The organism is Micromonospora sp. RHAY321, assembly GCF_023896955.1.
GTDB lineage: Bacteria > Actinomycetota > Actinomycetes > Mycobacteriales > Micromonosporaceae > Micromonospora.
Genome location: NZ_JAMHIW010000006.1, coordinates 84,308 through 110,187, shown reverse-complemented (window position 1 = coordinate 110,187; position 25,880 = coordinate 84,308). Strand labels below are relative to the sequence as shown.

Below are 25,880 nucleotides of genomic sequence, written 5' to 3'. Positions count from 1 at the left end.
CTGGGTAGGTGCGGCTGCTGCCTTTGGAGCTGATGTCGCAAACGATTCAGCGCACCGCACTCGTCAACGTCGGGCCAATCGGTCCGTCGGCCGTCGCCGTCGAGCCGTCGGCCGTCGCCGTCGAGCCGTCGGCCGTCGCCGTCGAGCCGGTGGCCGTCCGGTCTGGCCCGCCGCTCGGACTGCGGCACCCCCCAGTCGTCCTTCGGGCGCCGGAGCTCACCGCCGGACGGCGCGATGTCACAAGCGATTCAGCTCCAAAGGGGCCCGGGGGTGCAACCCAGGCCGGCCAGGCCGCGGTGTGCTCGGCCGGGGATCGGCGCCGCAGGACCCGCCGGCTCGAACCAGCGAACGGATGTCACTCCATCCAGGAGCCGGCGCGGAGCACCCGGACCACGTTCAGGTCATCGTCGAGCACCACCAGGTCGGCGCGGAGGCCGACCTGAACGGAGCCGACCCGGTCGCCCAGGCCGATGGCGCGGGCCGGGGTCGTGGCCACCATCCGGGCCGCGTCGGCGATCGGGATCCCCGCGTCCACGGCGTGCCGCAGAGCGGCGTCCATGGTCAGGGTGCTGCCGGCGATCGCGCCGTCGCGGGCCAGCCGGGCCACCCCGTCGGCCACCGTGACGGCCTGGCCGCCCAGCTCGTACTCCCCGTCGGCCATGCCGGCGGCGGCCATCGCGTCGGTGATCAGAGCGGCCCGGTCCGGGCCGGCGGTCGCGGTGGCGAAGGTCAGTGTGCCGTCGTGCAGGTGCACCCCGTCGGCCACCAGCTCGCAGACGACGGTGGGTGCGTCGAGCAGGGCGATCACCGGGCCGGGCTCGCGGTGGTGCACCGGCCGCATGCCGTTGAACAGGTGGGTGCCGACGCTGGCGCCGGCGGCGACCGCCGCGCGGGTCTGGTCGTACGTGGCGTCGGTGTGGCCCACCGCGGCCACCACCCGCTGGGCGGTGAGCAGCTTGATGGCCTCCAGGGCGCCGTCCCGCTCGGGGGCGAGCGTGACCATCCGGATGGCGCCCCCGCCCAGCTCGAGCAGTTCGGTCAGCTCGTCGGTCGACGGGTCGCGCAGGTACTCCGGGTTCTGCGCTCCGCAACGGGCGGCGGAGAGGTACGGCCCCTCGAAGTGGATGCCCGCCAGCACACCCTCGTCGACCAGCGGGGCGAACGCCTCCGTGGCCGCGCGCATCAGCGGGAAGGGCGCGCTGACCAGGCTGGCCAGCAGGGTGGTGGTGCCGTGGCCGAGGTGGAAGGCCGCCGCCGCGCGGGCCTGGTCGGCGTCGCCGGTGGTGAAGGTGTGCCCACCGCCGCCGTGCGTGTGCATGTCGACGAAGCCGGGCAGGATCCAGTGCCCGTCACGCACCGACGGGTACTCGGCCACCGCCGTGATCCGGTCGCCGTCCCACTCGACGCAGCCCTGCCGGATGACACCGTTCGGGGTCACCACTCGGCCGTTCACCCGCACGGTCATCGCTTCTCCTGAGGGACGAGGACGCCCGCGGCGTCCAGGGCGAGCAGGGCGGCGCCGAGGCAGCCGGCCTCGTCGCCGAGGGCCGCCGCGACCAGGCGCGGCTCCCGGTGGAAGGTCATCCGTTCGTGCATCGCGGCCCGCAGTGGGACGAGCAGCCGGTCCCCGGCCTGGGCCAGGCCGCCGCCGAGCACGATCGTCGCCACGTCGAAGAGCGCCTGCCCGGAGGCCAGCCCGTCGGCGAGCGCCTCGACCGCCTCCTGCCAGACCCGGCCGGCAAGAGGCTCGCCGGCCGCGGCCCGCTCGGCCACCTCCGCCGCCGTCACCGGGCCGTCGGGGGTCCCACCGGCCAGTTCGGCGTAGCGGCGGCCGATCGCGGCAGCCGAGGCGACCGCCTCCAGGCAGCCGGGCCGTCCGCAGCCGCAGCGCGGGCCGTCGGGACGTACCAGGATGTGGCCGATCTCCCCGGCGGCGCCGTGCGCGCCGACGGCGGCCGTGCCGTCGACCACGTGCGCGGCGGCGATGCCGGTGCCGATCGCCACGAAGAGCACGTGCCCGGTGCCGCGACCGGCGCCGAGCCGGGCCTCGGCGAGGCCGCCGACCCGTACGTCGTGGGCGAGCGCCGTGGGCAGGCCGAGCCGCCGCACCGCCAGGTCCCGCAGGGGTACGTCCCGGAAGCCCACGTTCGCCGACCAGACCGCGACGCCGCGCGCCTCGTCCACGACCCCGGGCACGGCGATGCCCAGGGCGACCGGGGTGAGCCCGTCGGCGCGGGCCTTGCCGGCCAGCGCTTCGGCGATGTCCAGGATGGTGCCGACCACGGCGGCCGGTCCGCGCGCGGCGTCGGTGGGGTGCCGCTCGGAGCGGACCACGACGCCGTCCGGCCGGACCAGGGCGCACTTCATGCCGGTGCCGCCGACGTCCAGTGCGACGACCACACGGTCGGTGGCCACAGCGTCGCCGTCGCTCACGCCAGCACCACCGACCGGGTCAGGTGCCGGGGGGCGTCCGGGTCGAGGCCCCGGCTGGTCGCCAGCGCCACCGCGAAGCGCTGGGCGAGGATCAGGTCGGCCATCGGGTCGACGGGCGTGCGGCCGGCGGCCCAGCTGCCCAGCACGGTGCGGCAGCCGTGCGTGCGGCTGTGCACGAAGGCCGCGCCGGTGGCGGCCACGTCCTCGGGCAGCCCGTCGGGCAGCTCACCGAACGCCCAGACCAGGCGGCCGGGCGCGGCGATCGAGATGGGGCCGTGCCGGTAGTCCATCGCCGGGTACGCCTCGGCCCAGAAGGTGGCCGCCTCGCGGCACTTCAGCGCGGCCTCCTGGGCCAGCCCGACCGTCCACCCGCGACCGAGGAAGGTGACCTGCTCGATGGTGGCCGGATCGATCGGCAGCGGGGCGCGGACGGCCACCTCCGCGTCGGCGGCGAGAGCGGGCACCGGGTCGCCGAGGTGGGCGCGGAGCAGGGCCAGCGCGGTCGTCGCGAAGCGGGTCTGCACCACCGACCGCTCGTCGGCGAAGGGCATGGTCACCGCGGCGCTGGCCAGGTCGACCGCCGGGGACGCCGGGTCGCCGACGATGACGGTGCTGGGCACGAGACCGCGCAGCGCGGTGAGCAGCTCCAGCACCTCGGTGGTGGTGCCGGAGCGGGTGATCGCGATCAGCCGGTCGTAGCGGCGGCCGGCGGGGAACTCGGACGCCTGGAACGCGTCGGTCTCGCCCTGGCCGGCCTGCTCGCGGCGGGCCGCGTACGCCATCGCCATGAACCACGACGTGCCGCAGCCGACGACGGCGACCCGCTCGCCGGGGCGGGGCAGGTCGCCACGGACGACGCCGGCCAGGTCGGCCGCCTCCCGCCAGCAGTCGGGTTGGCTCGCGATCTCCGCGTCCACGTACGCCATGGGAAACTCCTCGCAGGGCCGACCGGTGCGCAATACGGCTCGTTACACCCGTATTTCGCGCGTCATTCTGCGCGAACCCGGGTGGCCGTGGCAACCGACCGGCCGATCGCGCAGGCCGGTCTTTTGCGCCAGCCTAGTTTCGCGCACTAGTGTGCACGCAATCAATCACCGTCCGTGCAGTCACTGGGAGGACCCCCGAGGTGGACCGGTACGCCAGATGGAACGCCCTGCTCGAAATGCTGACCGACAACGGTCGGGTCAGCGTCGAGGCGGCCGCCGAGCGGCTGGACGTTTCCCAGGCCACCATCCGCCGTGACTTCGACCAGCTCGCCCAGCAGCAGATGATCACCAGGACCCGGGGCGGCGCGGTGGCCAACGGGGTCTCCTACGACCTGCCGCTGCGCTACAAGACGGCGAAGCACTCAGCGGAGAAGCAGCGGATCGGCGCCGCCGCCGCCGCGCTCGTCACGCCCGGCACCGTGGTCGGCCTCAACGGTGGCACCACCAGCACCGAGGTGGCCCGGGCGCTGGCCGTCCGGCCGGACCTGAACACCAGCGCCGAGGGTGCCCAGCTGACCGTGGTGACCAACGCGCTGAACATCGCCAACGAGTTGCTCGTCCGGTCCCGGATGAAGGTCGTGGTGGCCGGCGGGGTGGTGCGCCCCAAGTCGTTCGAGCTGGTCGGTCCGCTGGGCGGAGCGCTGCTGCGTGAGGTCACCCTGGACGTCGCGCTGCTCGGCGTGGACGCGATCGACCCGCAGCTCGGCGCCGCCGCCCACCACGAGGGCGAGGCGGCCATGAACAACCTGATGGTGGCCCGCGCCAAGCGGGTGGTGATCATCGCGGACTCGTCCAAGTTGGGCGGTCACGCCTTCGCCCGGATCTGCCCGGTCGAGCGGGTCGAGACGCTGGTGACCGACTCCGGCGCCGCCCCGGCGGTGGTGGAGGCGTTCCGCGCCGCCGGTGTGCAGGTCGTCTGCGCCTGACCGGTCACTCTCCGTAGATCAACGACCTCGTTCGGCGCGTCGATGCATACCCGGTATTGCGCGCGGCTGCATACCGCGTATGGTGTCGCCTGTCACGCCCATCATCGGGGGAGGTGCAGCTTGCCAGCTGTCCTGGAGATCGAAGGTCTACGTAAGACGTACAAGAGTCGTCGACGCGGCACCCGCAACGCGCTCGACGGTTTCGACATGCGGGTCGACGCAGGGCAGGTGCACGGCTTCCTGGGCCCCAACGGGTCCGGCAAGACCACCACGCTGCGTACCCTGCTCGGCCTGATCCGTCCCGACGGCGGCCGGATGACGCTGCTCGGGCACGAGGTGCCCGCCGCGCTGCCCACCGTCGCCGGTCAGGTCGGCGCGATCGTGGAGAGCCCGCAGTTCTTCCCGCACTTCTCGGCACGGGACACGCTGTCCCTGCTGGCCGGTGCCGGTGAGGTGCCGGCCACCCGGGTCGACGAGGTGCTGGAGCTCGTCGGGCTGCGCGACCGGGCCGGCGAGCGGGTCAAGACGTACTCGTTGGGCATGAAGCAGCGGCTCGCCGTCGCCTCCGCCCTGCTGAAGAACCCGAAGCTGCTCATCCTCGACGAGCCGGCCAACGGCCTCGACCCGGGCGGCATCCGGGAGATGCGCACGCTGATGCGGACGCTCGCCGAATCCGGGATGACCGTGGTGCTGTCCAGCCACATCCTCGGCGAGATCCAGCTGATCTGCGACTCGGTCACCATCATCTCGCTGGGCCGGCGGGTCGCCTTCGGCCCGGTCGACGAGGTGCTCGCGCAGCACTCCTCCGGCGCCGTCCGGGTCCGGCTGGAGGCGGTCAGCGACCTGCCGACGGCCACCGAGGCGCTCACCCGGGCCGGGATCCGGGTCACCGGTCACCCGGACCACCTGATGCTGGCCGGCGTCGACAAGCCGGCCATGATCACCCGGCTGCTTGCCGAGCAGAACCTCTACGTCAGCGAGCTGGCCCCGATCGCCGTCGACCTGGAGAGCGTCTTCCTCGAACTGACCGCCACCGCGCCGGTACCGGGGCAGCACCGGCAGGTCGACGAGTCCACGAAGGTCGGTGGGACGGGGCAGCCCGGCGCCACCGGAGGAGGGTGGGGCGCGTGAGCCTCTATCGTACGGAGCTGCGTCGGCTGGCGAAGCGGCGCTTCACCCGCTACATGTCCCTGCTCGGCCTGCTGGTGCTGGCCGCCGTGGTGATCGGGGTGTTCTTCACCAACCAGAAGATCGGCGCCGATCAGATGGCCCAGGCCGAGCGCCAGGCCGAGCAGAGCTACCAGGAGCAGGTGCGCTGGAGCGAGCAGGAACGCGCAGCGTGTGAGCAGGCCAAGACCGCCGGTACGGCGACCGACGGCCGGTACCCCGACGACTGCTCGGTGATCACACCGCCGCCCCGCGAGCAGATCCAGGCGGACTGGTTCCTGCCCTCCACGTTCAACTTCCGGGAGACGTTCGACGAGACGCTGATCCCGTTCGCCGCGATCCTCGCCCTGGTCGGGTTCGTGGTCGGTGCGTCCTTCGTCGGTGCCGAGTGGAGCACCGGCGGCATGATGAACCTGCTGCTCTGGCGGCCGAAGCGGCTCACCGTGCTGCTCACCAAGCTGGCCGCGCTGCTCACCGGCATGCTGGCGGTGACGCTGCCCGCGGCGGTGCTCTGGTTCGCCGGGTTCTGGGCGGTCGCCTCGTTCCGGGGCAGCACCGAGAAGATGACCGCCGGAGCCTGGCAGTCGTCCGCCCTCACCGGGCTGCGCGGCGTCGTGCTGGTGCTGGTGCTCACCACCATCGGCTTCGCGCTGGCCTCGCTGGGCCGGCACACGGCGATGGCACTCGGCGGCGTGGTGGCGGTGATGGTGGTCGGCCAGTTCGGCCTGGGCATCCTGCTGTCGATGGCGAGCGTCCGGTTCACCGAGGCGTGGCTGCTGCCCACGTACGCGGCCGCCTGGATGCAAAAGAAGATCACGTTGCAGGACTGGAACTCCTGCAACGCCAACTACTACGGGGAGTGCAAGCCGGACACGCTGGACATCACCTGGCAGCAGTCCTCCGTGCTCCTCTCTGTCGGCCTGGTGGTGATCCTCGGCGCCGCTCTCTGGGCGATCCGCCGACGCGACATCTCCTGACCGGTGGTGCGGCGCGGCCGGCCCGGCCGTCGGGGTTCCCGGCGGTGCGGGGCCGGCCGCGTCGGCTGCTGCGACCCGGGTCGTCCCTGGTTAGGCTGAGCGTCATGCCCGCCGACACCACCCCGACCGCCCCCGAGCCGTCCACCGACGCTCGTCCGGGCGCCGTGTCGACCGGTGGTGGGCCGACCGTCCCGACACCCCGGCCGGCGCCGTCCGTCGAGAGCACCGCTGATCCCGCCCCGGATGCCGGGGCCGAAGCCGAACCGGCCGCCCCTGCGGCGGGGCTGACCGAGCGGGAACGCGCCATCCTCGCCTTCGAGCAGCAGTGGTGGCGGCACGCCGGCGCCAAGGAGCAGGCCGTCCGGGACACCTTCGGGGTCTCCTCGACCCGGTACTACCAGCTGCTCAACGCGCTGCTCGACAATCCCGCGGCGCTCGCCGCCGACCCCGTGCTGATCGGCCGGCTCCGCCGGCTCCGGTCGTCCCGCGCCCGCAACCGCCGTCGCTGACCGCCCGTCTGAGAGGCCCGTCCCCGGTGTCCGACCCGTCGCGAACGGCGAAAGCATGTCGCCGCGTGCGACGGGTAGGCGGGACGGGTCCCGGGTCGCTGTCGCGCGGCTTCGGGCCGAGGAAGGGAGCGGGCTATGACGGGTATGAACCCGAGCCGGCCATCGCAGGGTGCGACCGGAACCGGGCAGCAGGCTCGGCAGGAAGCATCCCGGGTCGGACAGCAGGCCACGCAGGCCGGCGGCCAGGTTGCGCACGCCGCCGCTGAGCAGGGCGGGCAGGTGGCGACCGAGGCGCGCCAGCAGGCGCGGCACCTGACCGGGGAGGCCACCAACCAGCTGCGTGAGCAGGCCCGGTCGCAACAGCAACGGGCCGTTGACGGGCTGCGCGATCTGGGGCAGGGGCTCAACTCGATGGCCGAAAGGGACGGCGACTCCGGAATGGCCGGCCAGGCGGTACGCCGGGCGGCCGACGCCGCCCAACGGGCCGCCGGTTGGCTGGACGGACGGGAGCCCGGTGAGGTGCTGGAGGACGTGCGGACGTACGCGCGGCAGCATCCGGGGACGTTCCTGGCCGGTGCGGCGGTGGCCGGTCTGCTGGTCGGGCGGCTCACCCGTGGTCTGACCAGTGGTGGTGGCGGCGGAATGTCCGGCGGTGCACCGGCTCCGCAGGGCCAGGCAGCCGGGACCGGGCCGCAGCCGTACGAGCCCGATCAGCCGTACACCGGGACCGCACGGGCGCAGAACGTTTCGCCGGCCGGGCGCCGCGACCCGGACGTACCGGGCGGGGTGGCACTGTGAGCGCCCCGGAGAAGGAGCGGACACAGGCATCGGTCGGCGACCTGCTGGGTGACGTGACCCGGGACCTCTCCACGCTGATGCGTAAGGAGGTCGAGCTGGCCAAGGCCGAGCTCCGCGAGGAGGCGAGCCAGGCCGGCAAGGCCGGTGGCATGTTCGGCGGTGCGGGGCTGGCCGGGTTCCTGGCCATCCTGTTCGTGTCGTTCGCGGCGTGGTGGGGGCTGTCGAACGTGATGGACCAGGGCTGGGCGGCGCTGATCGTCGCGGTCGTCTGGGGCGTCGTGGCTGCTGGCCTCTTCGTCAACGCCCGAAACGAGCTGCGCCGGGCACGTGCGGTGTTGCCCCGGACGAAGCAGACCGCCCGGGAGATGCCGGGCGCCCTGCGCGGCCGGTGAACGAGTCGGAGGGAGCGGTCATGTCGAGTGATCCTGATCAGATCCGGCGGGAGATCGAGAGCACCCGCAACGAGTTGAGCAGTGACGTCGACGCGCTGACCGACAAGGTCAACCCGCGTCGGATCGCCGGTGACCGTGTCGGGCAGGCCCGGGGCGCGTTCACCCGAGCGAAGGAGAAGGTGATGGGCACTTCGAGTCACATGGGGCAGGAGACCAGCGAGCGGATGTCGCACATGGCCGGTTCGGCACGCGACCAGGCCCGGTCGCTGGGGCAGCAGTCCCGGGGCGCGGTGTACTCGGCGCGGGACGAGGCCCGCTCGCTCGGACAGCAGTCCCGCGAGCAGGCGCAGGGCAACCCGCTGGCGGCTGGCCTGGTCGCCTTCGGCGTGGGGCTGCTGGCGGCCTCGCTGGTCCCGCCGAGCGGCCGGGAGCGGCAGATGGCCGGCCGTGCCCGGAACATGGTGAGCGAGCACTCCGGTGAGCTGCGCGAGCAGGCGAGCCAGGTCGGCAACCAGGTCCGGGACAACATGCGGGAGCCCGCGCAGCAGGCGGCGCAGTCCGTACGGTCCACCGCCCAGCAGGGGGTGTCCGCCGTCCGGGATCAGGGCCGCTCGGCCGCTGGTCAGGTACAGGGGCAGGCGCATGCTGCCGCCGACGACCTCCGGCAGCGCTGAGGTGACCCGGGGCCGGCGCCGATGATGCGGGTGAGTTCCGCGTCGGCGCCAGCCCCGGGCCGGCCCGTCAACGAGGACCTGGTCTTCCGGTTCGGCCCGCTGGTCGGCGTCCTGGACGGCGCCACCGTTCCGGAAGGCTTCGACACCGGCTGCGTACACGGGCCGGAGTGGTACGTCCGGCACCTGGCCGCCCGCCTCGGCGTCGCCGAGGCGGCGCGCCCGTCGGCCCGGTTGACCAGCAACCTGGCCGCGGCCATCCTCGCCGTTCGGGCCGACCACGGCGGGCAGTGCGACCTCGACCACCCGGGTACGCCGTCCAGCACGGTCTGCCTGCTGCGGGACTGTGGCGATCAGGTGGACTACCTGGTGCTCTGCGACAGCCCTCTGGTGCTGGACGCGGGCGGCCAGGTCAGTGTGGTGACCGACGACCGGCTGGAGACGGCGATGGCGGAGCTGCGCCGTACGGTCGCCACCGTGCCGGCCGGCGGTACGGACCCGGTCACCCGGTTCCGCAACGCCGTGGGGGTCCAGCGGGAGCGGATGAACCGCACACACGGCTACTGGGTGGCGGCGGCCGATCCGGACGCGGCCTTCCACGCGGTGACCGGGACGTTGCCGCAGCGGGGGCCGGCGGCGGTGCGCCGGGCGGCGCTGCTCAGCGACGGCGCGTCCAGCGCGGTCGAGCAGTTCGGGCTGACCGACTGGGCCGGGCTGCTGGACATGCTGAGCGCCGACGGGCCGGGCGCGTTGGTCGATCGGGTCCGGGACGCCGAGCGCGACCACCCCGACCGGCTGCGGCGGCACAAGCCCACCGACGACGCCTCGGTGGTGTTCTGCGAGTTCGGGCCGGCGGTCTGAGCGCCGCCCCAACCGGCCGGGTGGCAACGGAGCGTGAGGTGGAACACCCTGGCCGCCCGACCGGCCGATACCGGTGACCGGACCGCCAGTGGATGGCCAATGGGGTGGACTTCGGCCGATGAGGGCGGCAGACTGCGGCACGTGGCGGGTGCGGTCCGGTTGGAGCCGGTGGACGAGCGGAACCTGGAGCCGTTGCTCTCCGTAGCGGCTGCCGAGGCTGAGCCGGGCGACGTCATGCCTCCGGTCGACGCTCCCGCCGGCTGGTCGCTCGCCCGTCGGGAGGCCTTCCGCGAGTTCCACCGCGCGAGCTTCGGCGGCCTGGCGGGCCCGACCCGCTCCCAGATGTACGCCATCCTCGTCGGCGGCGAGGTCATGGGCATGGTCCGCATGACGCGCTGTGACGAGCCCGGCACGGTGGAGGCCGGCATGTGGCTCGGGCGGTCGGCGCGCGGGCAGGGGATCGGCGCGACCGCCCTGCGGGAGTTGCTGAACGCCGCTGCCCGGGCCGGCATGCGCGCCGTGGTGGCCGAGACGACGCCGGACAATGTCGGGGCGGTCGCCGTGCTGAGGAAGTGCGGTGCGAAATTGCGTGAGGATGGCGACAAGGTGCGCGCCGAAATCTGCCTCGATTCGACGCCCCCGGCCCTCTGACATTAATTCAGAGGTTTCGCCTTTCCTGTCGTTCTCCCTGCTCATTGTCGCCCGAAAGTCCGATCTGAGCCGTCTGGTGCTGCATTTCCAGATGGCCTTTCCGGCTTCCTGACGGGAATTGCCGACAGGGTTTCGGCGGAATGTCGGCGGGTACTGCCCGCCGGGTCCGCAGATACGGACGCCTGATCCAAGGAATCGTTCGCGCAATTCCCCGGTAGCCCTTCTCGGCCTCCACCGGGCAGGCGTCCGGACCCTTCGGGGAGCGAAGGAGAGCTGATGAAGACCGGAACACGAATCGGACTGGCAGTGGGCTTCGGCTACCTACTCGGTCGGCGCCGCAAGCTGCGTACCGCGCTCACCCTGGCCGCCGCGGTCGCCGCCGGCCGGGCCAGCCGCGACGCGGGCGGGCTGGTGAAGCGGGGCACCGACGTGCTGCACGCCTCGCCCCAACTGAGCAGTCTGGGCCGCCTCGGCGGGCCGCTCGTCAACGCCGGCAAGGCCGCCGCCACCGCCGCAGCCGGCAGCCGGGTCGATGCCCTCACCGGTCGGCTGCGCGGCTCGGCCGACGCCCTGCGCAGCCGTTCCGGCCACCAGAGCGGTGCCGGCGACGACGGCGCGGGTCGGGACAGCGACCGCGACGCGACCGACCAGCCCGACGGGGACGACGCGGCGGCCGAGCAGCGGCGGGGGCGGTGACCATGGCCCCGAACACGAACCCGGGCGGTCTCGGCGACAAGCTCCGCGGCCAGTTGGCCGACGAGGTGCGCAACCTGGCCGGTGCGATCGGCGAGCGTGCGATGAGCGTGGTGAGCGAGCGGATCACCGGCGCGACCGGCCGCCTCAGCGAGTACGCGCGCCAGGGCGGCGGGCCCGGTCTGATCGCCGCCGCGACCGGCGCGCAGAAGCTCGCCGAGGGCGGGTCACCGATGAAGGCGATGGTGCATGCCGGGATGGCCGGCGGTAAGGAGAAGGTGATGTCGGCTCTCGGCCGCGTACGCGGGAAGGGCGGCGACAAGGGCGGCAAGAAGCAGAAGGTCACCAACATCGTCGAGACCATCGAGGTCGGCGTGCCGGTGCGGGCCGCGTACAACCAGTGGACGCAGTTCGGTGACTTCCCCAGCTTCATGAAGAAGGTCGAGAACGTCGACACCGCGTCGGACGAGAAGCTGACCTGGAAGGCGCAGGTCTTCTGGTCACACCGGACCTGGGAGTCCACCATCGTCCGGCAGGTGCCCGACAAGCTCATCCACTGGCGGTCCAAGGGCGAGAAGGGCTCGGTCGACGGCACGGTCAGCTTCCACGAGGTCACCCCGGACCTGACCCGGATCCTGGTGGTGCTGGAGTACCACCCGCAGGGCCTCTTCGAGCACACCGGCAACCTGTGGCGCGCCCAGGGCCGGCGGGTGCGGCTGGAGCTGAAGCACTTCGTCCGGCACGTGATGACCTCTACCGTGCTGAACCTGGACTCGGTCGAGGGCTGGCGCGGCGAGATCGAGGACTCCCAGGTGGTCAAGGACCACGAGACCGCGCTCCGCGAGGAGCAGGAGGCCCGCGAGGAGCAGGGCCGGGCGGAGGAGCCCGAGGAGGAGCGGGAGGAACAGTCGGAGGAGGAGCGGCGCCGGCCCACCGAGCGCGGCCGCCGTCGGCCGCCGGAGCGCCGCCGGCCCCCGGAGGAGGAGGAGTACGAGGCGTACGACGAGGGCGAGGACTACGACGAGGGGTACGAGGAGGAAGAGCCCGAGGAAGAGCAGCCTCCACCGCGCCGGCGCCAGCCGGAGCGGGCCCGCCGCCCCCAGCCGCGCCAGGAGCGCGAACCCCGGCAGGGACGGGAGTCGCTCGAGGAGCGGGAGTCGCGCGAGGAGCCGCAGCGCCCCCGCCCCGCCGCCCGTCGGGCGCCGGAGGCACCACGACGGCCGGTGGTCCGCCGTCGACGTGAGGACCGTGACCAGTGAGCATCGCGACGACTAGCGGACGCCAGGGCGGCGCGTTGGAGCGCGGCGGCGGAGGCGGCGGCGGGGGCACTCTGGCCGACGTCGTGGAGACGGTGCTGGACAAGGGCGTGGTGATCGACGCGCAGGTGTCAGTCGCCGTGGTCGGCATTCAGCTGTTGGAGATCAACGCCCGGATCGTGATCGCCAGCGTCGACACGTACCTGCGGTTCGCCGAGACGGTCGACCGGCTGAGCATCGTGCCCAAGGGCACGAAGGGGCTGCCCGACCTGGCGGGAGACGCGGCCGGGGCGGCGACCAAGGGCAAGGCGATCTCCGGCCTCGGCAAGGCGGCCCAGGAGATCAGCGGGGCGGTCGCGGACTCATTGAGCGACCGCGGCTCCGACCGGGGGCGGGATCGGCCACGCCGACGCCGGGACGAGGAGCGGTGAAGATGACCGACGAGCAGGCCCAGCCGGCCGGCGAGGCCGGGCTGTTCATCTACGGCATCGTGCCGTCCGACGTGGAGCCGACCCCGGACGCGGAAGGGGTCGGCAACCCGCCGGGCGAGGTGACCGTGGTCCGGCACGGCGACCTGGCCGCGCTGGTCAGCGAGGTCGGGTTGGAGGAGCCGATGGGCCGCCCGGCCGACCTGACCGCGTACCAGACGCTGCTGGACGGGACGGCGGCCGTCGCCCCCGTGCTGCCGGTCCGGTTCGGCACGGTGGTGACCGGGCCGGACGCGGTCCAGGACCTGCTGGAGGCCCACCACGACCGGTTCGCCGCCGCCCTCGACGAGTTCGAGGACCGGCTGCAGTACACCGTGCACGGCCGCTTCGACGAGGAGGAGATGATCAGCGACTTCCTCGCCGAGAACCCCTCCGCCGCCGCGCTCGCCGACCACGTGCGTGGCCGGCCGGAGGCGGAGAGCAGAGAACAGCGGATCCGGCTCGGCGAGATGATCAGCCAGGGGGTGGAGCTGCGCCGGGAGGCGGAGAACCGGGCGCTGATCGACCTGCTCACCCCGTACGCGGTGGCGCACGCGCCGCGCCCACCGAGCAGCGAACTGGACGCGATGAACGTCGCCTTCCTGGTCGCCGCCGACGACGAGGAGGAGTTCGTGCGGGTGCTGGAGGAGTTCGCCGAGCAGCGCCGGGACCTGATCCGGATGCGGCTGCTCGGGCCGCTCGCCCCGTACGACTTCGTCAGCGCCCATCAGCTGGTGGAGTGACGCATGGACATCCTCTGGGGGCTGCTGACCCTGCCGTACGCCCCGATGCGAGGGCTGACCGCCGTGGTGAAGGTGATCGCGCGGGAGGCGGAGTCGCAGCGGTACGACCCGGCCAACGTCCGGCGTGAGCTGGAGGAGTTGGACGCGGCGGCCGCCGCTGGCGACATCACCTCGCAGGAGCGTGACCTGAGACAGCAGCAGGTCCTGGACCGGCTGATTGGCACGGGTGGTGGCGCTCGTAGCGCTGCCCCGGGCGCGGGCCGGGAGGGTGACCGCCCGGCCCGCTCCGGGGGGCCACGGGGGACCGGCCAGCGACGGCGTGCCGACCGGCCGGGTGACCCGGACCGGCGGCGGGGGAGGTGAGCGAGGTGGCAATCCGCAGCGACGGCGAACGCACGCGCCGGCGGGAGCCGGAGGGCGACGACGCCGATCAGTACGACGAGGAGGAGTACGTCGAGCCCGTGTCGGCCGCCGAGGCGGTCCGGGAGGGGCTGCGCCAGGTTGTCGAGCTGTCCGGCCGGGACCCGGTCGGAGCCACCTCGGTCCAGGCCACAGACGACGGCTGGCTGATCGGGGTCGAGGTGGTCGAGGATCACCGGATTCCCGCGTCGACCGATCTGCTCGGCCTCTACGAGGTCGAACTCGACATCGAGGGCGGGCTGCTCGGCTACCGACGGGTGCGGCGCTACCAGCGCGGGAAGGGCGAGGTGGGGTGAGATGACCAGACCGCAGGCTCCGTCGGTCGTGCAGAACTCCGGGCAGGTCCTGCCCGCCGGCCACGAGCCGGCCAATCTCGGCGACATCCTGGAGCGGGTGCTCGACCGGGGCATCGTGATCGCCGGTGACATCCGGGTCAGCCTGCTCGACATCGAGCTGCTGACGTTGAAACTGCGGCTGGTCATCGCGTCGGTCGACACCGCGCGGCAGATCGGCATCGACTGGTGGGAGCACGACCCTTGGCTCAGCTCGCGGGCCCGGCCTCCGCTGGAGCCGGGACCGCGTGACCCGGAGCAGGTCGAGGCGGAGCGCCGGCCGCGGGTGGCGGCCCGGGCGCGACGCCGGGACGCCGAACTGGAGGAGTGGGATGACTTCGACGGCTGAGCTGGCCGCCGACCGGGCCGCCCCGGCCGCCGGGGCCTGGCTGCACGGTGTGGTCCGGGACGCCGATCCGGCGGCGCTGGCGGCGATCCCCGGAATGGACGGTGCTCCGGTCCGTACCGTCTCCGCGGCCGGGCTGGTCGCCGTGGTCAGCACCGCGCCGCTGGACGAGTACGGCGAGCAGCCGCTGCGCCGCAACCTGGAGGACCTGGCCTGGCTGGAGCGGGCGGCCCGTACGCATCACGCCGTGGTCGAGGCGCTGGCCCGCCAGGGGCCGGTGGTGCCCGCCCGCCTCGCCACCGTGCACACCGACGACAGCCGGGTGGCCGAGTCACTCGCCGCCCGTCGGGCCGAACTGGTCGCCACCCTGGATCGCCTCACCGGGCGCGGCGAGTGGGGTGTGAAGGGTTACCTGGTGCCGGGTGCGGCCGCCGCGAGCGCCGCGGCGGTCGGCGGCGGAGGGGTGGGGACGGCGTACCTGCGCCGCCGCCGGGCGCAGTTGACCGCCCGGGAGGAGGGCCAGCAGGCGGCCAGTGCGGCGGCCGAGGCGGTGCACGCCTCCCTGTGCGAGCTGGCCGTGGCGGGCCGGCGGCACGCCCCGCAGGACCGGCGACTGTCCGGGGTGGCGACCCCGATGGTGCTCAACGGGGCGTACCTTCTGGACCTCGCGGCGCTGCCCGCCTTCACCGACCTGGTCCGCGCGTTGAGTGACCGGCACCCCGAGATCCGGCTGGAGCTGACCGGGCCGTGGCCGGCGTACTCCTTCGTGGCGGAACGGCCGGAGCCGGCGCTCACCGTGCGGGAGCCGTGGTGACCACGGCGCTCGCGCCGAGCAGCGCGGACGATCCGCTGGCGTACCGCCCGGTCGCGCTGGTGGACCTGCTCGACCGGGTGCTCGCCACCGGGGTCGTGATCAGCGGCGACATCACGCTGGCCATCGCCGAGGTGGACCTCGTCCGCATCTCGCTGCGTGCGCTGGTCGCCTCGGTCGGCGCGCTGGCCCCGCCCGAGGACGCGGCGTGAGCGGGCGGGACGAGGCGGCGGAGCTCACCGCCGCGCTGGGCGCGGAGTCGTGGCAACCGCCCCGGGTCACCCCGCTGGACGCCCGGATCGCCGTGGACCGGGAGTCGGTCGAGCGGGGGCTGGCCAGCCTGGTGCTCACCGTCGTCGAATTGCTGCGGCAGTTGATGGAGCGGCAGGCGCTGCGCCGGGTCGACCTCGGTGACCTGACCGAGGAGCAGGTCGAACGGATCGGGGTGACGCTGATGGCGCTGGAGGAGCAGATGGCCGGGCTGCGCGAGCACTTCGGCCTCGCCCCGGAGGACCTGAACCTGGACCTCGGCCCACTCGGTCCGCTGCTGCCCACGGACTGACCCGACCCGGCCGGCGGCAACCCGAGAGGGCCGCCGCCGACCGCGTGGATCAGGCCGGCACCCGGACGATGTCGTAGTCGGTGTCCGGCGTCGACTCGACGTCGAACCGGCCGTTCACCACGTACAGCGACGAGCCGAGCAGGTCACCGGTCGCCGGCACCCGCAACTGCGGGCCGGTGATCTCCCGCTGCACCACACCGGCGGTGTAACCGGCGTTCAGCCGGACCACCGCGATGACACTGGTCAGGTTCCGGATCACGTAGAGGGTGTGCCCGCGCAGCACCAGCCCGTCGGCCCGCTCCACCGAGTAACCACCGAGGTCGACGAGGCGGCTGCCGCCGGTGCGGGGATCGATGCGGACCAGCCGGCCGGGCAGCATCTGCGCGACCAGCAGATCGCCGTCCGGCAGCGCCACGATCCCGTTGTGGTAGACGTCCGGCGTGGCGGCCGGGCCGGTGAGCGGGAGGACCCGGAAGTTGCCGGCGGCCGGCAGGCGGCCACCCGGGCCCAGGGGCACCACGTACAGCACCTGGCGGGCCGAGTCGGTGAAGTAGACCGCCCGCTTGGTGATCACCAGGTCGTTGACGAAGCTGCCCGGCTCGTCGGTGAACTGGTAGTGGGCCAGCTCGGCGCCGGTCTCCGCGTCGTACACGCTGGCGCCGCCGCCGGAGAAGTCGGCGGTCCACAGCCGGCCCTGCTGGTCGAGCTTGAGGCCGGCCTTGTCCTTGCCGGGCACGCCCGGGATCAGCACCGAGCCGCGTCCGGTGCGTAAGTCACCCCGCCAGACCGCACCGTCCAATATGGACCCTACATACACGGTGGTGGTGCCGTGTCCGATCGTCAGTCCCTCCGGGGTGAACCCGTCGGGCAGGGCGATCCGGGCCGGAAACGGCTTCGCCGGATGGGCGGTCGCGGGCGAACCGACCGTGGCGAGGGTGGCCGCCGCCACCAGGGGAACGGCGAGAAGAGCGAGCAGCTTGCGCAAGAAGCACCGCCTGACGTCGTCGTGGATGTCTCCACTGGGGAATCTGACGTCGTAGGAACACTCTGGCCGTCGCGAAAGGTTGACTCCTGGATCAGTTTTCGTGGATCACGACCGGCCGGCGGCGTACGCCGCCAGCGCAGCGACCTGCGCCGGGTCCAGGGACGGACGAACCCGGCGTCGGGCCGCGGCCACGTGCGCGGCGGTCACCGTGGCGGCGGTCAACGACTCCCGCATCGCGGCGAGTGCCGCCTCCCGGACCAGCGCCGCGCAGTCGGCGGCGGAGAAGCCGTCCAGCTCCCCACCGAGCGCGGCCAGATCGACGTCCGGTGCCAGCGGCACGTTCCGGGAGGAGGCGCGCAGGATCTCCGCGCGGGCCGCGCCGTCCGGCGGCGGCACGTACACCAGCCGCTCCAGCCGGCCCGGCCGCAGCAGCGCCGGGTCGACCAGGTCCGGCCGGTTCGTCGCGCCGACCACCACCACGTTGCGCAGCGTCTCCACCCCGTCCAGCTCGGTGAGCAGCGCGGCGACCACCCGATCCGTGGTGCCCCCGTCGCTGGCCTGGCCACGGACCGGCGCCAGCGCGTCCACCTCGTCCAGGAAGATCAGCGTGGGGGCCGCCTCCCGGGCCCGCCGGAACAGCTCGCGGACGGCCCGTTCGCTCTCACCCACCCACTTGGAGAGCAGCTCCGCGCCCTTCACCGAGAGCACGTTCGCCCGCCCCGAGCCGGCCAGCGCCGTGACCAGGTACGTCTTGCCGCAGCCCGGCGGCCCGTAGAGAAGCACGCCGCGCGGCGGCTGCACGCCCAGCCGGGCGAACGTGTCCGGGTACGTCAGCGGCCAGAGCACCGACTCGGTCAGCGTCTGCTTCACCTCGACCAGGTCACCCACGTCGTCGAGGGTCACCGAGGCCAGCTCCAGCGTGGACGCGGCCATCGTCGTCGGCCGGACCACCTCCAGGGCTGCCGCGAAGTCGGCCATCGACACGGTCGGCGTCTCGGCCGACTTCTGCCGCAGCGCCGCCCGTACCCCGGCCTCCCGGACCAGCGCCGCCAGGTCCGCCGCGACAAATCCGGGGGTACGCCCCGCCACCTCGTCCAACCGGACGTCGTCGGCGAGCGGCACCTGCCGGGTCAGCACGGTGAGCTGCTCGCGGCGCAGCGCCGGGTCGGGCAGCGGGATGCTGATCCGCAGCGACAGCAGGTCCGGCGCGCGCAGGGCCGGGTCGACAGCCTCGGGCCGGCCGGTGGTGCAGACCACGGCGACGCCGGCCCGGACGGTCTCCGCGAGCACCTGCCGGAACACCGTGGCCACCGGGGCGGGCTCGTCCGCCGGAGCGAGCGCCTCCACGTCGGTCACCAGCAGCACGGCCGGCCCGCCCGCCCGGACCGCCGTGGCCGCGGCGCGCAACCGGTCGGCGGCAGTCTGACTGGCCAGTGCGGCGACCTCCGGCGCCCAGAGCGGGTGGACGCGGGCGCCGACCCGGGCCGCGACCGCCCGGACCAGCGCGGACTTGCCGGAGCCGGCCGGCCCGCTCAGCAGCACTCCCAACGAGATGGTGGTGCCCAGCCGGCCCAGCACCTCCCGGTGGTGGAAGCCGAGGTCGAGCAGCTCGGTCAACTCCTCGGCCTGGGCCCGCAGGCCGGGCAGCTCCTCCACGTCGGGCGCGTCGTCGTCCACTGGGTCGACCGCCGCAGCCGCAGCGGCCGGCCGGTACCCGCCGGCATCCCCGCGGGGCCGCTCCGCCGGCGCGAGCCGGCCGGGGACCGAGCCGTGGGTGACCGGGCCGTGCTCCCAGCCGACCAGGGTGTCCATGGTGACCAGCGCGCCGCCGGCCGGCTCGACCGCCACGACGGTGAGCAGGGTGCTGGTCCAGGCGAACCCGACCGTGTTGGCGAGGCTGCGCCGGGCCGCCTCGATCAGCGCGCGTACCGAGGCGTCCGGCAGCACGTCCTGCGGCAGCAGCGACACGTCGTCGCCCGCGGTGACCACCTTGCCCAGCAGGGCGAGCCGGAGCATCTCCGGACCGACCGCCGCGACGACCTCCACCGGCCCGGCCAGGGTGACCCGGCTGGCCGGGGTCAACGGCACCGGGGTCACCCGCACCTGACCGCCGTCCCGGAGGCCGAGGTTGCCCAGCGTCAGATCGTCGGCGTACAGGAGGGCGGCGCCCGCGCCCGGCTCGGCCGGCGCCACGATTCCGGCCGTCTCCCGGCGGCCGGCCAGCCGCACCGGATCGCCGGGCCGCAGCCCGAGCGCGGCCAGCACCTCCGGGTGCAGCCGCACGATGCCCCGGCGGGCGTCCAGCGCCGCCGGCCGCAGGCTCGCCGTCAGGGTCAGGTCAGGTTGCGCCACCGCCCGACCGTACGCGCCGTCGGCCAGCCCCGCCGGTCACCGCCGGGGATCCAGCTCGTCCAACAGCGACGGGTCCCGCCGGATCAGCTCGGCCAGCCGGGCCGCCGGATCAGGGGTCAGCCCGTCCGGGCCGGGCGCCCAGGCCGGCACCGTCCGGCCCGACAGCGGCCAGGCCGGCGGGGGTGCCACCGGGGCCGCCGAGGGTTCCGGACCGACCGTGACGTCCGGACCGTTCCAGGAGACCCGCAGCGGGTACGTCCGACCGGCGTGCTCGACACGGACGGTCACCGCCAGCCCCGGGTGGGCGCCGACGACCTGCCGTACCGCCTCGGCCACCTCCTCGACCGGACCCCACCCGGCCAGCTCCTGGGTCTCCCGTCCCGCGTGCCGGGCGTCGTGCCGGCCCGGCCCGGCGTTGCGGGCGTCGGTCCGGCCGGCTGCGGGCTGGACCGGCCCACCCACCGGACCCGGCGGTGGCTCGCTGTCGTCACGGTCGTTGGCCCGCCGGCGCAGCGCCTCCTCGCGCCGGGCCAACCGGGCCAGCGTCTCGTCCAGGTCACCCCTCACCAGATCACCCCTTCCCGTCACGGCCGGAGCCGGTCGGCTCAGGCCCTCCTGTCCCGGGTGGCCCGGTCCAGCGCACGGTCCAGGACGACCAGCAGGGCGTCCCGTACCGAAAGCCGGTCCCGGGCGTCGAACTGCACCAGGGGTACATGATCCCCGATGGCCAACGCCCACCGGATCTCGGCGAGCTCCAGGGCCAGCCGCCCGTCGAAGGCGTTGACCCCGACCACGAACGGCAGCCCGGCCCGCTCGAAGAAGTCGATCGCCGGGAAGCAGTCGTCCAGCCGGGCGCTGTCCACGACGACCAGGGCGCCGAGCGCACCCCGGGCCAGGTCGTCCCACATGAAGCCGAACCGGGTCTGCCCCGGCGTTCCGAACAGGTAGAGCTTCAGGCTGCGGTCGATGGTCACGCAACCGAAGTCCATCGCCACCGTGGTGGTCGTCTTCGTCGACCGGTTGCCCGGGTCGTCCACACCGATCCCGGCGGTCGTCATCTCCGCCTCGGTGGTCAGCGGTGCGATCTCGGAGATCGCGCCGACCGTGGTGGTCTTGCCCACCCCGAACCCGCCAGCGATCAGGATCTTCACCGGGACCGGAGGCGCGGCCGGCGGCCGGCCGGCCCGAGGCGGCGACCCGGCACCGGTCGGTTGCCCGTACGGCGGTGTTGGCGCGGCCGGTGGCTGGTCGGTGCGTCCGAGCGCGGGAGCGGGCACCGGCGAGGTGCCGTAGCGGGCGGCGGCGCTGTTGCCGGCGAGCCCCCCGAGTGGGGCGACCGGCCATTCAGGAGATCGCACGGAGTCCATCAATCACTCGCAGGATGAGGTCGGGGTCGTAGGCGTCGTCGGCGTCGGTGACGTGCACGTCCAGGTGCCCGGCGGCCCGCAGGTCGCCGACCAGGACCCGGGTCACGCCGAAGTGCAGCCGGGTCCGGGCCGAGATCTCGGCCACCGAGATCGGGTCGACGCAGAGCGCGATGATCGCCTGGAGCTCCGGTGCCAGCAGGGCGGCCGGCGCGCCGGCCCACCAGCCGCCGTCCGCGCGGGCGGTCACCTGCGTCTCCAGGCCGATCGCCGGATCAGCGCCGGACACCCGCCCGGAGGTGAGGACGAACGGACGGGGACCGCCCGGCCCCTCACCGCCCGGCTCGGGCAGCGCCGCCGACGCGCCGCCACCGGTGGGCGGCGTACGCAGGTAGGGGCGGATCCGAACCCCGGGTTCCGGATCCGGATCCTCGCCGGCGACGTCGGGCGTCACTGCTGGACGGCGTTCTTCAGCTCGACGATCAAGCGCGGCGTGAGGGCGCCACCGGCCCGTCCGGCGAAGAGCGTCATCTCGTACGCCACGGTGCCCAGGTTCGCCGACCGGTCGGCGACCACGCCGAGGACCGATCCGCTGCTGATCGCGCTGATCAGCAGGTAGCCGTCGGCCATGTCGACGATGACCCGGTTCAGGCCGCCCAGGGCGTACCAACTGGCGGCGCCGCCGGCGAGGCTCGTCATGCCGGAGACGACGGCGGCGAGCCGCTCGGCGTTGGAGCGGTCCTTGATCGCTGACATGGCCATCAGCAACCCGTCCGAGGAGACCGCGATCGCCTCCAGCACGCCGGCCGTGCTGGAGGTGAAGGAGTCCAGCAGCCAGTTGAACGTGCGGGCCTCCGGGCTGAGGTCACCGACGGCGCCGGACTGGCTCTGATGGTCGACGTTGTCGTGCAGGAAGGGGCTGGTCACCGTGATGATCCTTCTTCGTTCCGACGGTCTGGGCTGACTTCGCGCAGAGCACGGGCGACGCCCGCCTCGAACTCCCTGATGAGATCGCGGACCTCGGCCGGGTCCCCGAGGTGCGAGCTGGCCGCCTGGCAGGGCGGGGTGACGGTGAGGTTGGCTCCCGGTACCCGACGGCTCAGCCGGGGCCGGCCCGAGGTGGCCCCGGCCGAGCCGTCGGTGTCCGCCGCCGTGGGGCCGAGACCGCCCGGCGTGGCCGGCAGGTCGAGGGTCACGCCCGGGTCCACCACCACCGCCGATCCGGCTCCGGCCGTCGGCACACTCCGCTCGGCCCGTCGCACGCCGGCCTGGAACGCCTCGACCAGCGCGCGGGCGGCGGCCGGGTCGGCGTTGGTGGCGTCCACCGGCCCGACCGGCGCGACGGTGGTGGGCAGGCTCGCGCCGGGCACCCGCTGCCGGACCCGTGGGCCGGCCGTACCCGTTGGTTCCGGGCGTCCCGGCCCTGTACGGCCCGGCTGGCCGATGCCGGCACCGGCGATACCCGGGCCGCCGGCCGTGCCACGCGCCGGTCGGCGGGGGAGGCCCGAGTCGGTTGCCGGGAGGTCGACCGGGGCGGGCGCCGCCGAGGCGTCGGCGGGCGCGCCGATCTGCCGCGGTACGGAGGCGCCGGCACCGAACGCGTCCCACGACCTGCCCGACTCCAGGCTGCGGCTGGCACGGCTGAGCAGGTCCGAGTCGAAGCCGGCGGCAGCCGCTGGGGCGGCCGGCGTGAGGGACCGCGTACCCCGGTCGCGGTCGTGCGCGGCCGGCGAGCGGCGGTCCCGGTCCGGTACCGCGGCCCGTGCCACGGTGACCCCGGCCCGGTCGGCAGGTCGCAGCACCAGCGACGCCGGCGGGATCTCCAGCCGGGCTGTCACCCCGCCACCGGGGGTGGCGGCCAGGTTCACCGTCCAGCCGTGGCGGCGGGCCAGCCGACCCACCACGAAGAGACCGAGCACCTCGGTCGGCGTCAGGTCGAGGCGTTCCCGGCGGGTGAGCCGGGCGTTCTCCTCGGCCAACCGTTGCTCGTTCATGCCGATGCCGTTGTCCACCACCGTGATCCGTGCACCGAGCCCGGACGACTCGCCGACCACCAGCACCCGGGTGTGCGGCGGGGAGAAGACCGTGGCGTTCTCCATCAGCTCCGCCATCGCCAGCACGAGGTCGCCGACCACCGCCGGTGCGGCCGAGATGCCCGCCGGCACCCGCACCTCCACCCGGGTGTAGTCCTCGATCTCGCCGAGCGCCAGCCGGACCACGTCCGCCAGCGGCACCGGCGCGGTGTGCGCGTCGGCCCCGGCCGAGCCGGAGAGCACCACGAGGCTGCCGGCGTTACGCCGGAGACGGCTGGAGATGTGGTCGAGCCGGTAGAGGTGCTCCAGCCGGCCCGGGTCGGCCTCCTGCTGCTCCAGCCGATCGATCAGCGCGATCTGCCGACCCACCAGGTTCTGGGTGCGGCGGCCGACGTGGCCGAACATCTGCGCCACGTTGCGCCGGCCGGCGACCTGCCGCTCGACCAGCCGGGCCGCCGTGCTCTGCACGCGGTCGAAGGCCCGCGCCAGGTCCCCGATCTCGTCGCGGGCGCGGATGTCCACCGGATCCAGCCGGACCGGCTGGGCGATCTCCGTCTCGTCGTCGGCTACCCGGACCAGCTCCGCCTCGGCGAGCCGGGCGACCCGGTCCGCCGAGAGGGTGAGCCGGGTCAGTGGCCGGGCCACCGTCCGGGCGACCACCGCACTGAGCAGCACCACCATCGCCAGGATCAGCGCTGCCGCGCCTCCGACCAGGTACGCGGCGGTCAGCGCCCGCCGCTGTTCGGCGGTCACCTCGGCCAGTACGTCGGCGACCAGCTTCTTCTCCACGAACTGGCCGAGCCGGATCATGGAGCGGACGGACGGGAAGAGAGCGTCCAGCGGCACGTCGCGGATCGCGCCGGCCGGGTCCCGGGAGCTGCTGACCAGGAAGTCGGGGCTCGTACGGGCGGCCACCGCCACGTCGTTGAGCCGCGCCACCGTCAACTGCTCGGGCGTGATGAGGGCGCGGAAGCGCTGGCTGTCCACCTGGAGGGCGGCGATGCACGCCACGTACGCGGCGCTGGCCTGTGGACTGTCCGTCGCCTTGACCAGCACGATCAGGGTGGCGCAGGCGCCCAGCCCCTCGTCGGCCCGCAGCAGCCCGTCCAGGGCCAGCACCTGGCGGCCCGGCCGCGTGTCGGTGTCCACGCTGAACGGCAGCCGCAGCGACTCGATCATTCCCCGGTTGACCGGGCCGAAGGCGTCCATCACCTGGGTCGGGCTCGCCGAGCGGGCGAGCACGGCGGTCCGCAGGTCGACGAGGCTGGAAACCCGGTACAGGGCGTGGTCGATCCGGTCGGTCAGCGCGTCGCTTCCCGCGGCCCGCAGGTCGGCGACCCGGTCGTCCACGTCCGCGGTCTTGCGGATCAGCTCGGCGCGTTCCACCCGGCCGAGCAGGAAGCCCACCGACAGGATGCGTTCCTGCTGGAGGTCCTGCACCAGGCTGCCGACGCGGCTGGCGAGCCGCACCCGCTCGGCGATGTCGTCGGCGCGCTGCGCCGCGGCCACCCGGTCGAGGACCACGGGCACGGCGAGGCCGACCATGCTGAGCAGGGGGATCAGCACGAGCAGCGCGAGCTTGCCCCGGATCCGGAGCCTAGCGAGCAGCATCGAAGGGCCCCCACTGGGCGGATTCCGGGTTGTGCGTCGCGCCCACCGGTTGCAACGGCCGCGCGTCGCCGGGTCGGCCGGCGCCGACCGGCGGCTGCCAGGGGTCGCCCGGCGGCGTACTGTCGCGGCTCTGCGCGGGCGGGGCGGGCATGGCGGCCCGGCGGCGGGCCCGACGGGTGGCTGCGGTCAGCAGTGCGCCGAGCCAACCCAGCAGCAGCACGGCGGCTGCCCCGGCGCCGATGGTCACCCACCGGTCCCGGTCCAACCCGTCGATGCGTTCGACCAGCAGGGCGTCCAGCTCACCGAGGATGACCGGCTGGAGCTGGAGGGCGGCGGTGTGGGCATCGAGCCGGGCGGCGGCCAGCCGGGCCGGGTCCAGCGTGCCGGCGGCCGGGGCGGAGGAGGCGGCCAGCGCCTCCACCGAGCGCTGGTAGGTGTCCAGCGGGGTCAGCACGTTCGCGCCCAGGTCCGTGCTCTCCGAGCTGTCCACCGCGGCGCGCAGGTTGTCGACCAGGTCGGTGGCGGGCGTCAGGGCGGCAACCCGCAGACCGGTCAGCTCCAACAGGCTGCGGGTCCGCTGGTCCGCCGGACGCCGAGCGGCGAGCGTGCCCAGGTCGGCGAGCCGGCCGGCGGACACCACCGCCTCGGGCAGCTCCTGACCGGCGCTGTCCTGGAGGAAGAAGGAGTCGGCGCCCGGGTCACGCACCAGCCCGGAACTCTCCCGAACCTTGCGGTGCAGGGCCAGCAGCAGGTCACTGACCTCGCCGTACGCCGTGTAGGCGGACTCGGGGTCGGTGGGGACACGGTCGCGCAGCGCCTCCAGTTTGGCCCGCAGCCCGGCCCACCGTTCCTGGCTGCGCAGCTCGGCGCCGATCCGGCCGTCCACCGCGGCGGCCTCCTCGACCGCGCGGGTCAGCGCCTCCCGGGAGACGGGACGGCCGCCGACGGCGGCGGACTGGGCGTCCACCAGTGCGCCGGTGACCGGGGCGAGGGCGCGGAGGTACTGCACGCCGAGCCGTTCCCGGGCGGCCAGGTCCCGGTCGTCGCCGGTCTGCCGCCAGGTCTGCGTGAGGAGCAGACCCACCGGCGCCAGCAGCGCCGTGATCAGCAGCAGCGGCAGCAGCCGACCCACCATGGACGGCCGTCGACGGACCCGCGGCGCGGGGACTGTCATGTGTGTCTCCTCCGGCGTCGGGCAGGGGGTCGCGCGGTGTCGGGTTTCGCCGATGAGTCCCGTGCACCGGACCGGAAAACTAACCGAACCCTCCGTTGGCCAACCGGTCGTCGGTGAGTCAGTTTTGCGTCAGTTCGAGCGATGTCACTATTCGTCCGTGTTGCCGGCACGCTGTGTTCCATCGGCGGGTGTGACATGAAGGGATCGAGGTGGATATCCGCCGAAGATCGGAATTCACGTGATGCGAACTCAACTCACTGGGCCGCGTCGGACGGTGCGCGGTCGCAGCCGTACGGTCGCCGATCGGGGCAACCGGACGGACGTACGGCGGATCTCAGCCAACGCTCAGGCTGTGGCCCG

The 25,880-nt window shown here is 73.9% G+C and carries 28 protein-coding genes and 2 pseudogenes; 19 read left to right on the top strand and 11 right to left on the bottom strand.

Annotated features, from left to right (window positions below):
* Positions 1–355 precede the first annotated feature (355 nt).
* Genes nagA through M8C17_RS16005 form a run of 3 tightly spaced genes read right to left on the bottom strand, consistent with a single transcriptional unit; the run spans position 356 to position 3,359 of the window.
* Positions 356–1,465: an N-acetylglucosamine-6-phosphate deacetylase gene (gene nagA / locus M8C17_RS16015; RefSeq protein WP_252417259.1), complete on the bottom strand. Its 1,110-nt coding sequence runs from the start codon at positions 1,463–1,465 to the stop codon at positions 356–358.
* The gene (locus M8C17_RS16010) at positions 1,462–2,433 is read right to left on the bottom strand and encodes an ROK family protein (RefSeq protein WP_308209441.1); all 972 of its coding nucleotides are present in this window, start codon (positions 2,431–2,433) and stop codon (positions 1,462–1,464) included. Before M8C17_RS16010 ends, nagA begins: the two co-directional genes overlap by 4 nt.
* Entirely contained in the window at positions 2,430–3,359 is a 930-nt protein-coding gene (locus M8C17_RS16005; protein WP_252417258.1) for an SIS domain-containing protein, read from the bottom strand. The genes M8C17_RS16010 and M8C17_RS16005 overlap by 4 nt, the downstream gene beginning before the upstream one ends.
* Positions 3,360–3,559: 200 nt before the next feature.
* Here M8C17_RS16005 and M8C17_RS16000 point away from each other — a divergent pair, with 200 nt between their 5' ends.
* The 19 genes and pseudogenes from M8C17_RS16000 (at position 3,560) to M8C17_RS31875 (ending at position 16,001) form a co-directional block, all read left to right on the top strand.
* Complete coding sequence (locus tag M8C17_RS16000) at positions 3,560–4,345, top strand: DeoR/GlpR family DNA-binding transcription regulator (protein WP_252417257.1); 786 nt, start codon at positions 3,560–3,562, stop codon at positions 4,343–4,345.
* A gap of 120 nt (positions 4,346–4,465) precedes the next feature.
* The gene (locus M8C17_RS15995) at positions 4,466–5,476 is read left to right on the top strand and encodes an ABC transporter ATP-binding protein (protein WP_256482782.1); all 1,011 of its coding nucleotides are present in this window, start codon (positions 4,466–4,468) and stop codon (positions 5,474–5,476) included.
* Entirely contained in the window at positions 5,473–6,489 is a 1,017-nt protein-coding gene (locus tag M8C17_RS15990) for an ABC transporter permease subunit (protein WP_252417256.1), read from the top strand. Before M8C17_RS15995 ends, M8C17_RS15990 begins: the two co-directional genes overlap by 4 nt.
* Positions 6,490–6,593: 104 nt before the next feature.
* Positions 6,594–6,998, top strand: coding sequence for a DUF3263 domain-containing protein (locus M8C17_RS15985; protein WP_252417255.1), 405 nt, complete (start codon positions 6,594–6,596; stop codon positions 6,996–6,998).
* A 135-nt stretch (positions 6,999–7,133) separates the two neighbouring features.
* The gene (locus M8C17_RS15980; protein WP_252417254.1) at positions 7,134–7,796 is read left to right on the top strand and encodes a hypothetical protein; all 663 of its coding nucleotides are present in this window, start codon (positions 7,134–7,136) and stop codon (positions 7,794–7,796) included.
* Positions 7,793–8,188: a phage holin family protein gene (locus tag M8C17_RS15975; protein WP_252417253.1), complete on the top strand. Its 396-nt coding sequence runs from the start codon at positions 7,793–7,795 to the stop codon at positions 8,186–8,188. Before M8C17_RS15980 ends, M8C17_RS15975 begins: the two co-directional genes overlap by 4 nt.
* A 20-nt stretch (positions 8,189–8,208) precedes the next feature.
* Positions 8,209–8,862, top strand: coding sequence for a DUF3618 domain-containing protein (locus M8C17_RS15970; RefSeq protein ID WP_252417252.1), 654 nt, complete (start codon positions 8,209–8,211; stop codon positions 8,860–8,862).
* Between the two features lie 24 nt (positions 8,863–8,886).
* Positions 8,887–9,720, top strand: coding sequence for a hypothetical protein (locus M8C17_RS15965; RefSeq protein ID WP_252417251.1), 834 nt, complete (start codon positions 8,887–8,889; stop codon positions 9,718–9,720).
* Between the two features lie 141 nt (positions 9,721–9,861).
* Positions 9,862–10,371, top strand: a complete 510-nt coding sequence (locus tag M8C17_RS15960) for a GNAT family N-acetyltransferase (protein WP_252417250.1) — start codon at positions 9,862–9,864, stop codon at positions 10,369–10,371.
* A 276-nt stretch (positions 10,372–10,647) separates the two neighbouring features.
* Positions 10,648–11,067 (top strand): hypothetical protein, encoded by a 420-nt coding sequence (locus M8C17_RS15955; protein WP_252417249.1) that lies wholly within the window; start codon positions 10,648–10,650, stop codon positions 11,065–11,067.
* 2 nt (positions 11,068–11,069) lie between these two features.
* Positions 11,070–12,323 carry an SRPBCC family protein gene (locus M8C17_RS32040; RefSeq protein WP_305884698.1) on the top strand — a complete coding sequence of 418 codons (1,254 nt, stop codon included), beginning with the start codon at positions 11,070–11,072 and terminating at the stop codon, positions 12,321–12,323.
* A 35-nt stretch (positions 12,324–12,358) separates the two neighbouring features.
* Positions 12,359–12,544, top strand: a pseudogene (gene gvpJ, locus M8C17_RS32305) (gas vesicle protein GvpJ); the annotation flags it as partial.
* A 209-nt stretch (positions 12,545–12,753) separates the two neighbouring features.
* Positions 12,754–13,530, top strand: coding sequence for a GvpL/GvpF family gas vesicle protein (locus M8C17_RS15940; protein ID WP_252417247.1), 777 nt, complete (start codon positions 12,754–12,756; stop codon positions 13,528–13,530).
* A gap of 3 nt (positions 13,531–13,533) precedes the next feature.
* Entirely contained in the window at positions 13,534–13,893 is a 360-nt protein-coding gene (locus tag M8C17_RS15935) for a gas vesicle protein GvpG (protein WP_252417246.1), read from the top strand.
* A gap of 5 nt (positions 13,894–13,898) precedes the next feature.
* On the top strand, positions 13,899–14,246 hold the full coding sequence (locus M8C17_RS31880; RefSeq protein WP_252417245.1) for a gas vesicle protein: 348 nt from the start codon (positions 13,899–13,901) through the stop codon (positions 14,244–14,246).
* Positions 14,247–14,295: 49 nt separating this feature from the next.
* Positions 14,296–14,448: pseudogene (gene gvpJ, locus M8C17_RS32300) on the top strand (gas vesicle protein GvpJ); the annotation flags it as partial.
* A gap of 166 nt (positions 14,449–14,614) precedes the next feature.
* Complete coding sequence (locus M8C17_RS15920; RefSeq protein ID WP_252417243.1) at positions 14,615–15,442, top strand: GvpL/GvpF family gas vesicle protein; 828 nt, start codon at positions 14,615–14,617, stop codon at positions 15,440–15,442.
* Positions 15,439–15,651: a gas vesicle protein gene (locus tag M8C17_RS15915; RefSeq protein WP_252417242.1), complete on the top strand. Its 213-nt coding sequence runs from the start codon at positions 15,439–15,441 to the stop codon at positions 15,649–15,651. Before M8C17_RS15920 ends, M8C17_RS15915 begins: the two co-directional genes overlap by 4 nt.
* On the top strand, positions 15,648–16,001 hold the full coding sequence (locus M8C17_RS31875) for a gas vesicle protein K (RefSeq protein ID WP_252417241.1): 354 nt from the start codon (positions 15,648–15,650) through the stop codon (positions 15,999–16,001). Before M8C17_RS15915 ends, M8C17_RS31875 begins: the two co-directional genes overlap by 4 nt.
* A 49-nt stretch (positions 16,002–16,050) precedes the next feature.
* Here M8C17_RS31875 and M8C17_RS15905 read toward each other — a convergent pair whose 3' ends face one another.
* The 8 genes from M8C17_RS15905 to M8C17_RS15870 form a co-directional block, all read right to left on the bottom strand.
* Positions 16,051–16,986, bottom strand: coding sequence for an SMP-30/gluconolactonase/LRE family protein (locus M8C17_RS15905; RefSeq protein WP_252417240.1), 936 nt, complete (start codon positions 16,984–16,986; stop codon positions 16,051–16,053).
* A 105-nt stretch (positions 16,987–17,091) separates the two neighbouring features.
* Positions 17,092–19,338 carry an AAA family ATPase gene (locus M8C17_RS15900; RefSeq protein ID WP_252417239.1) on the bottom strand — a complete coding sequence of 749 codons (2,247 nt, stop codon included), beginning with the start codon at positions 19,336–19,338 and terminating at the stop codon, positions 17,092–17,094.
* A gap of 36 nt (positions 19,339–19,374) precedes the next feature.
* On the bottom strand, positions 19,375–19,905 hold the full coding sequence (locus M8C17_RS15895; protein ID WP_252417238.1) for a hypothetical protein: 531 nt from the start codon (positions 19,903–19,905) through the stop codon (positions 19,375–19,377).
* A 38-nt stretch (positions 19,906–19,943) separates the two neighbouring features.
* On the bottom strand, positions 19,944–20,705 hold the full coding sequence (locus M8C17_RS15890) for an ATP/GTP-binding protein (RefSeq protein ID WP_252417237.1): 762 nt from the start codon (positions 20,703–20,705) through the stop codon (positions 19,944–19,946).
* Positions 20,683–21,156: a DUF742 domain-containing protein gene (locus tag M8C17_RS15885; RefSeq protein WP_252417236.1), complete on the bottom strand. Its 474-nt coding sequence runs from the start codon at positions 21,154–21,156 to the stop codon at positions 20,683–20,685. Before M8C17_RS15885 ends, M8C17_RS15890 begins: the two co-directional genes overlap by 23 nt.
* A complete protein-coding gene (locus tag M8C17_RS15880; RefSeq protein WP_252417235.1) occupies positions 21,153–21,629 on the bottom strand; it encodes a roadblock/LC7 domain-containing protein in 477 nt (158 codons plus the stop codon). Before M8C17_RS15880 ends, M8C17_RS15885 begins: the two co-directional genes overlap by 4 nt.
* Positions 21,626–24,346, bottom strand: a complete 2,721-nt coding sequence (locus tag M8C17_RS15875) for a nitrate- and nitrite sensing domain-containing protein (RefSeq protein ID WP_252417234.1) — start codon at positions 24,344–24,346, stop codon at positions 21,626–21,628. Before M8C17_RS15875 ends, M8C17_RS15880 begins: the two co-directional genes overlap by 4 nt.
* On the bottom strand, positions 24,333–25,520 hold the full coding sequence (locus M8C17_RS15870; RefSeq protein ID WP_252417233.1) for a hypothetical protein: 1,188 nt from the start codon (positions 25,518–25,520) through the stop codon (positions 24,333–24,335). Before M8C17_RS15870 ends, M8C17_RS15875 begins: the two co-directional genes overlap by 14 nt.
* Positions 25,521–25,880 lie beyond the last annotated feature (360 nt).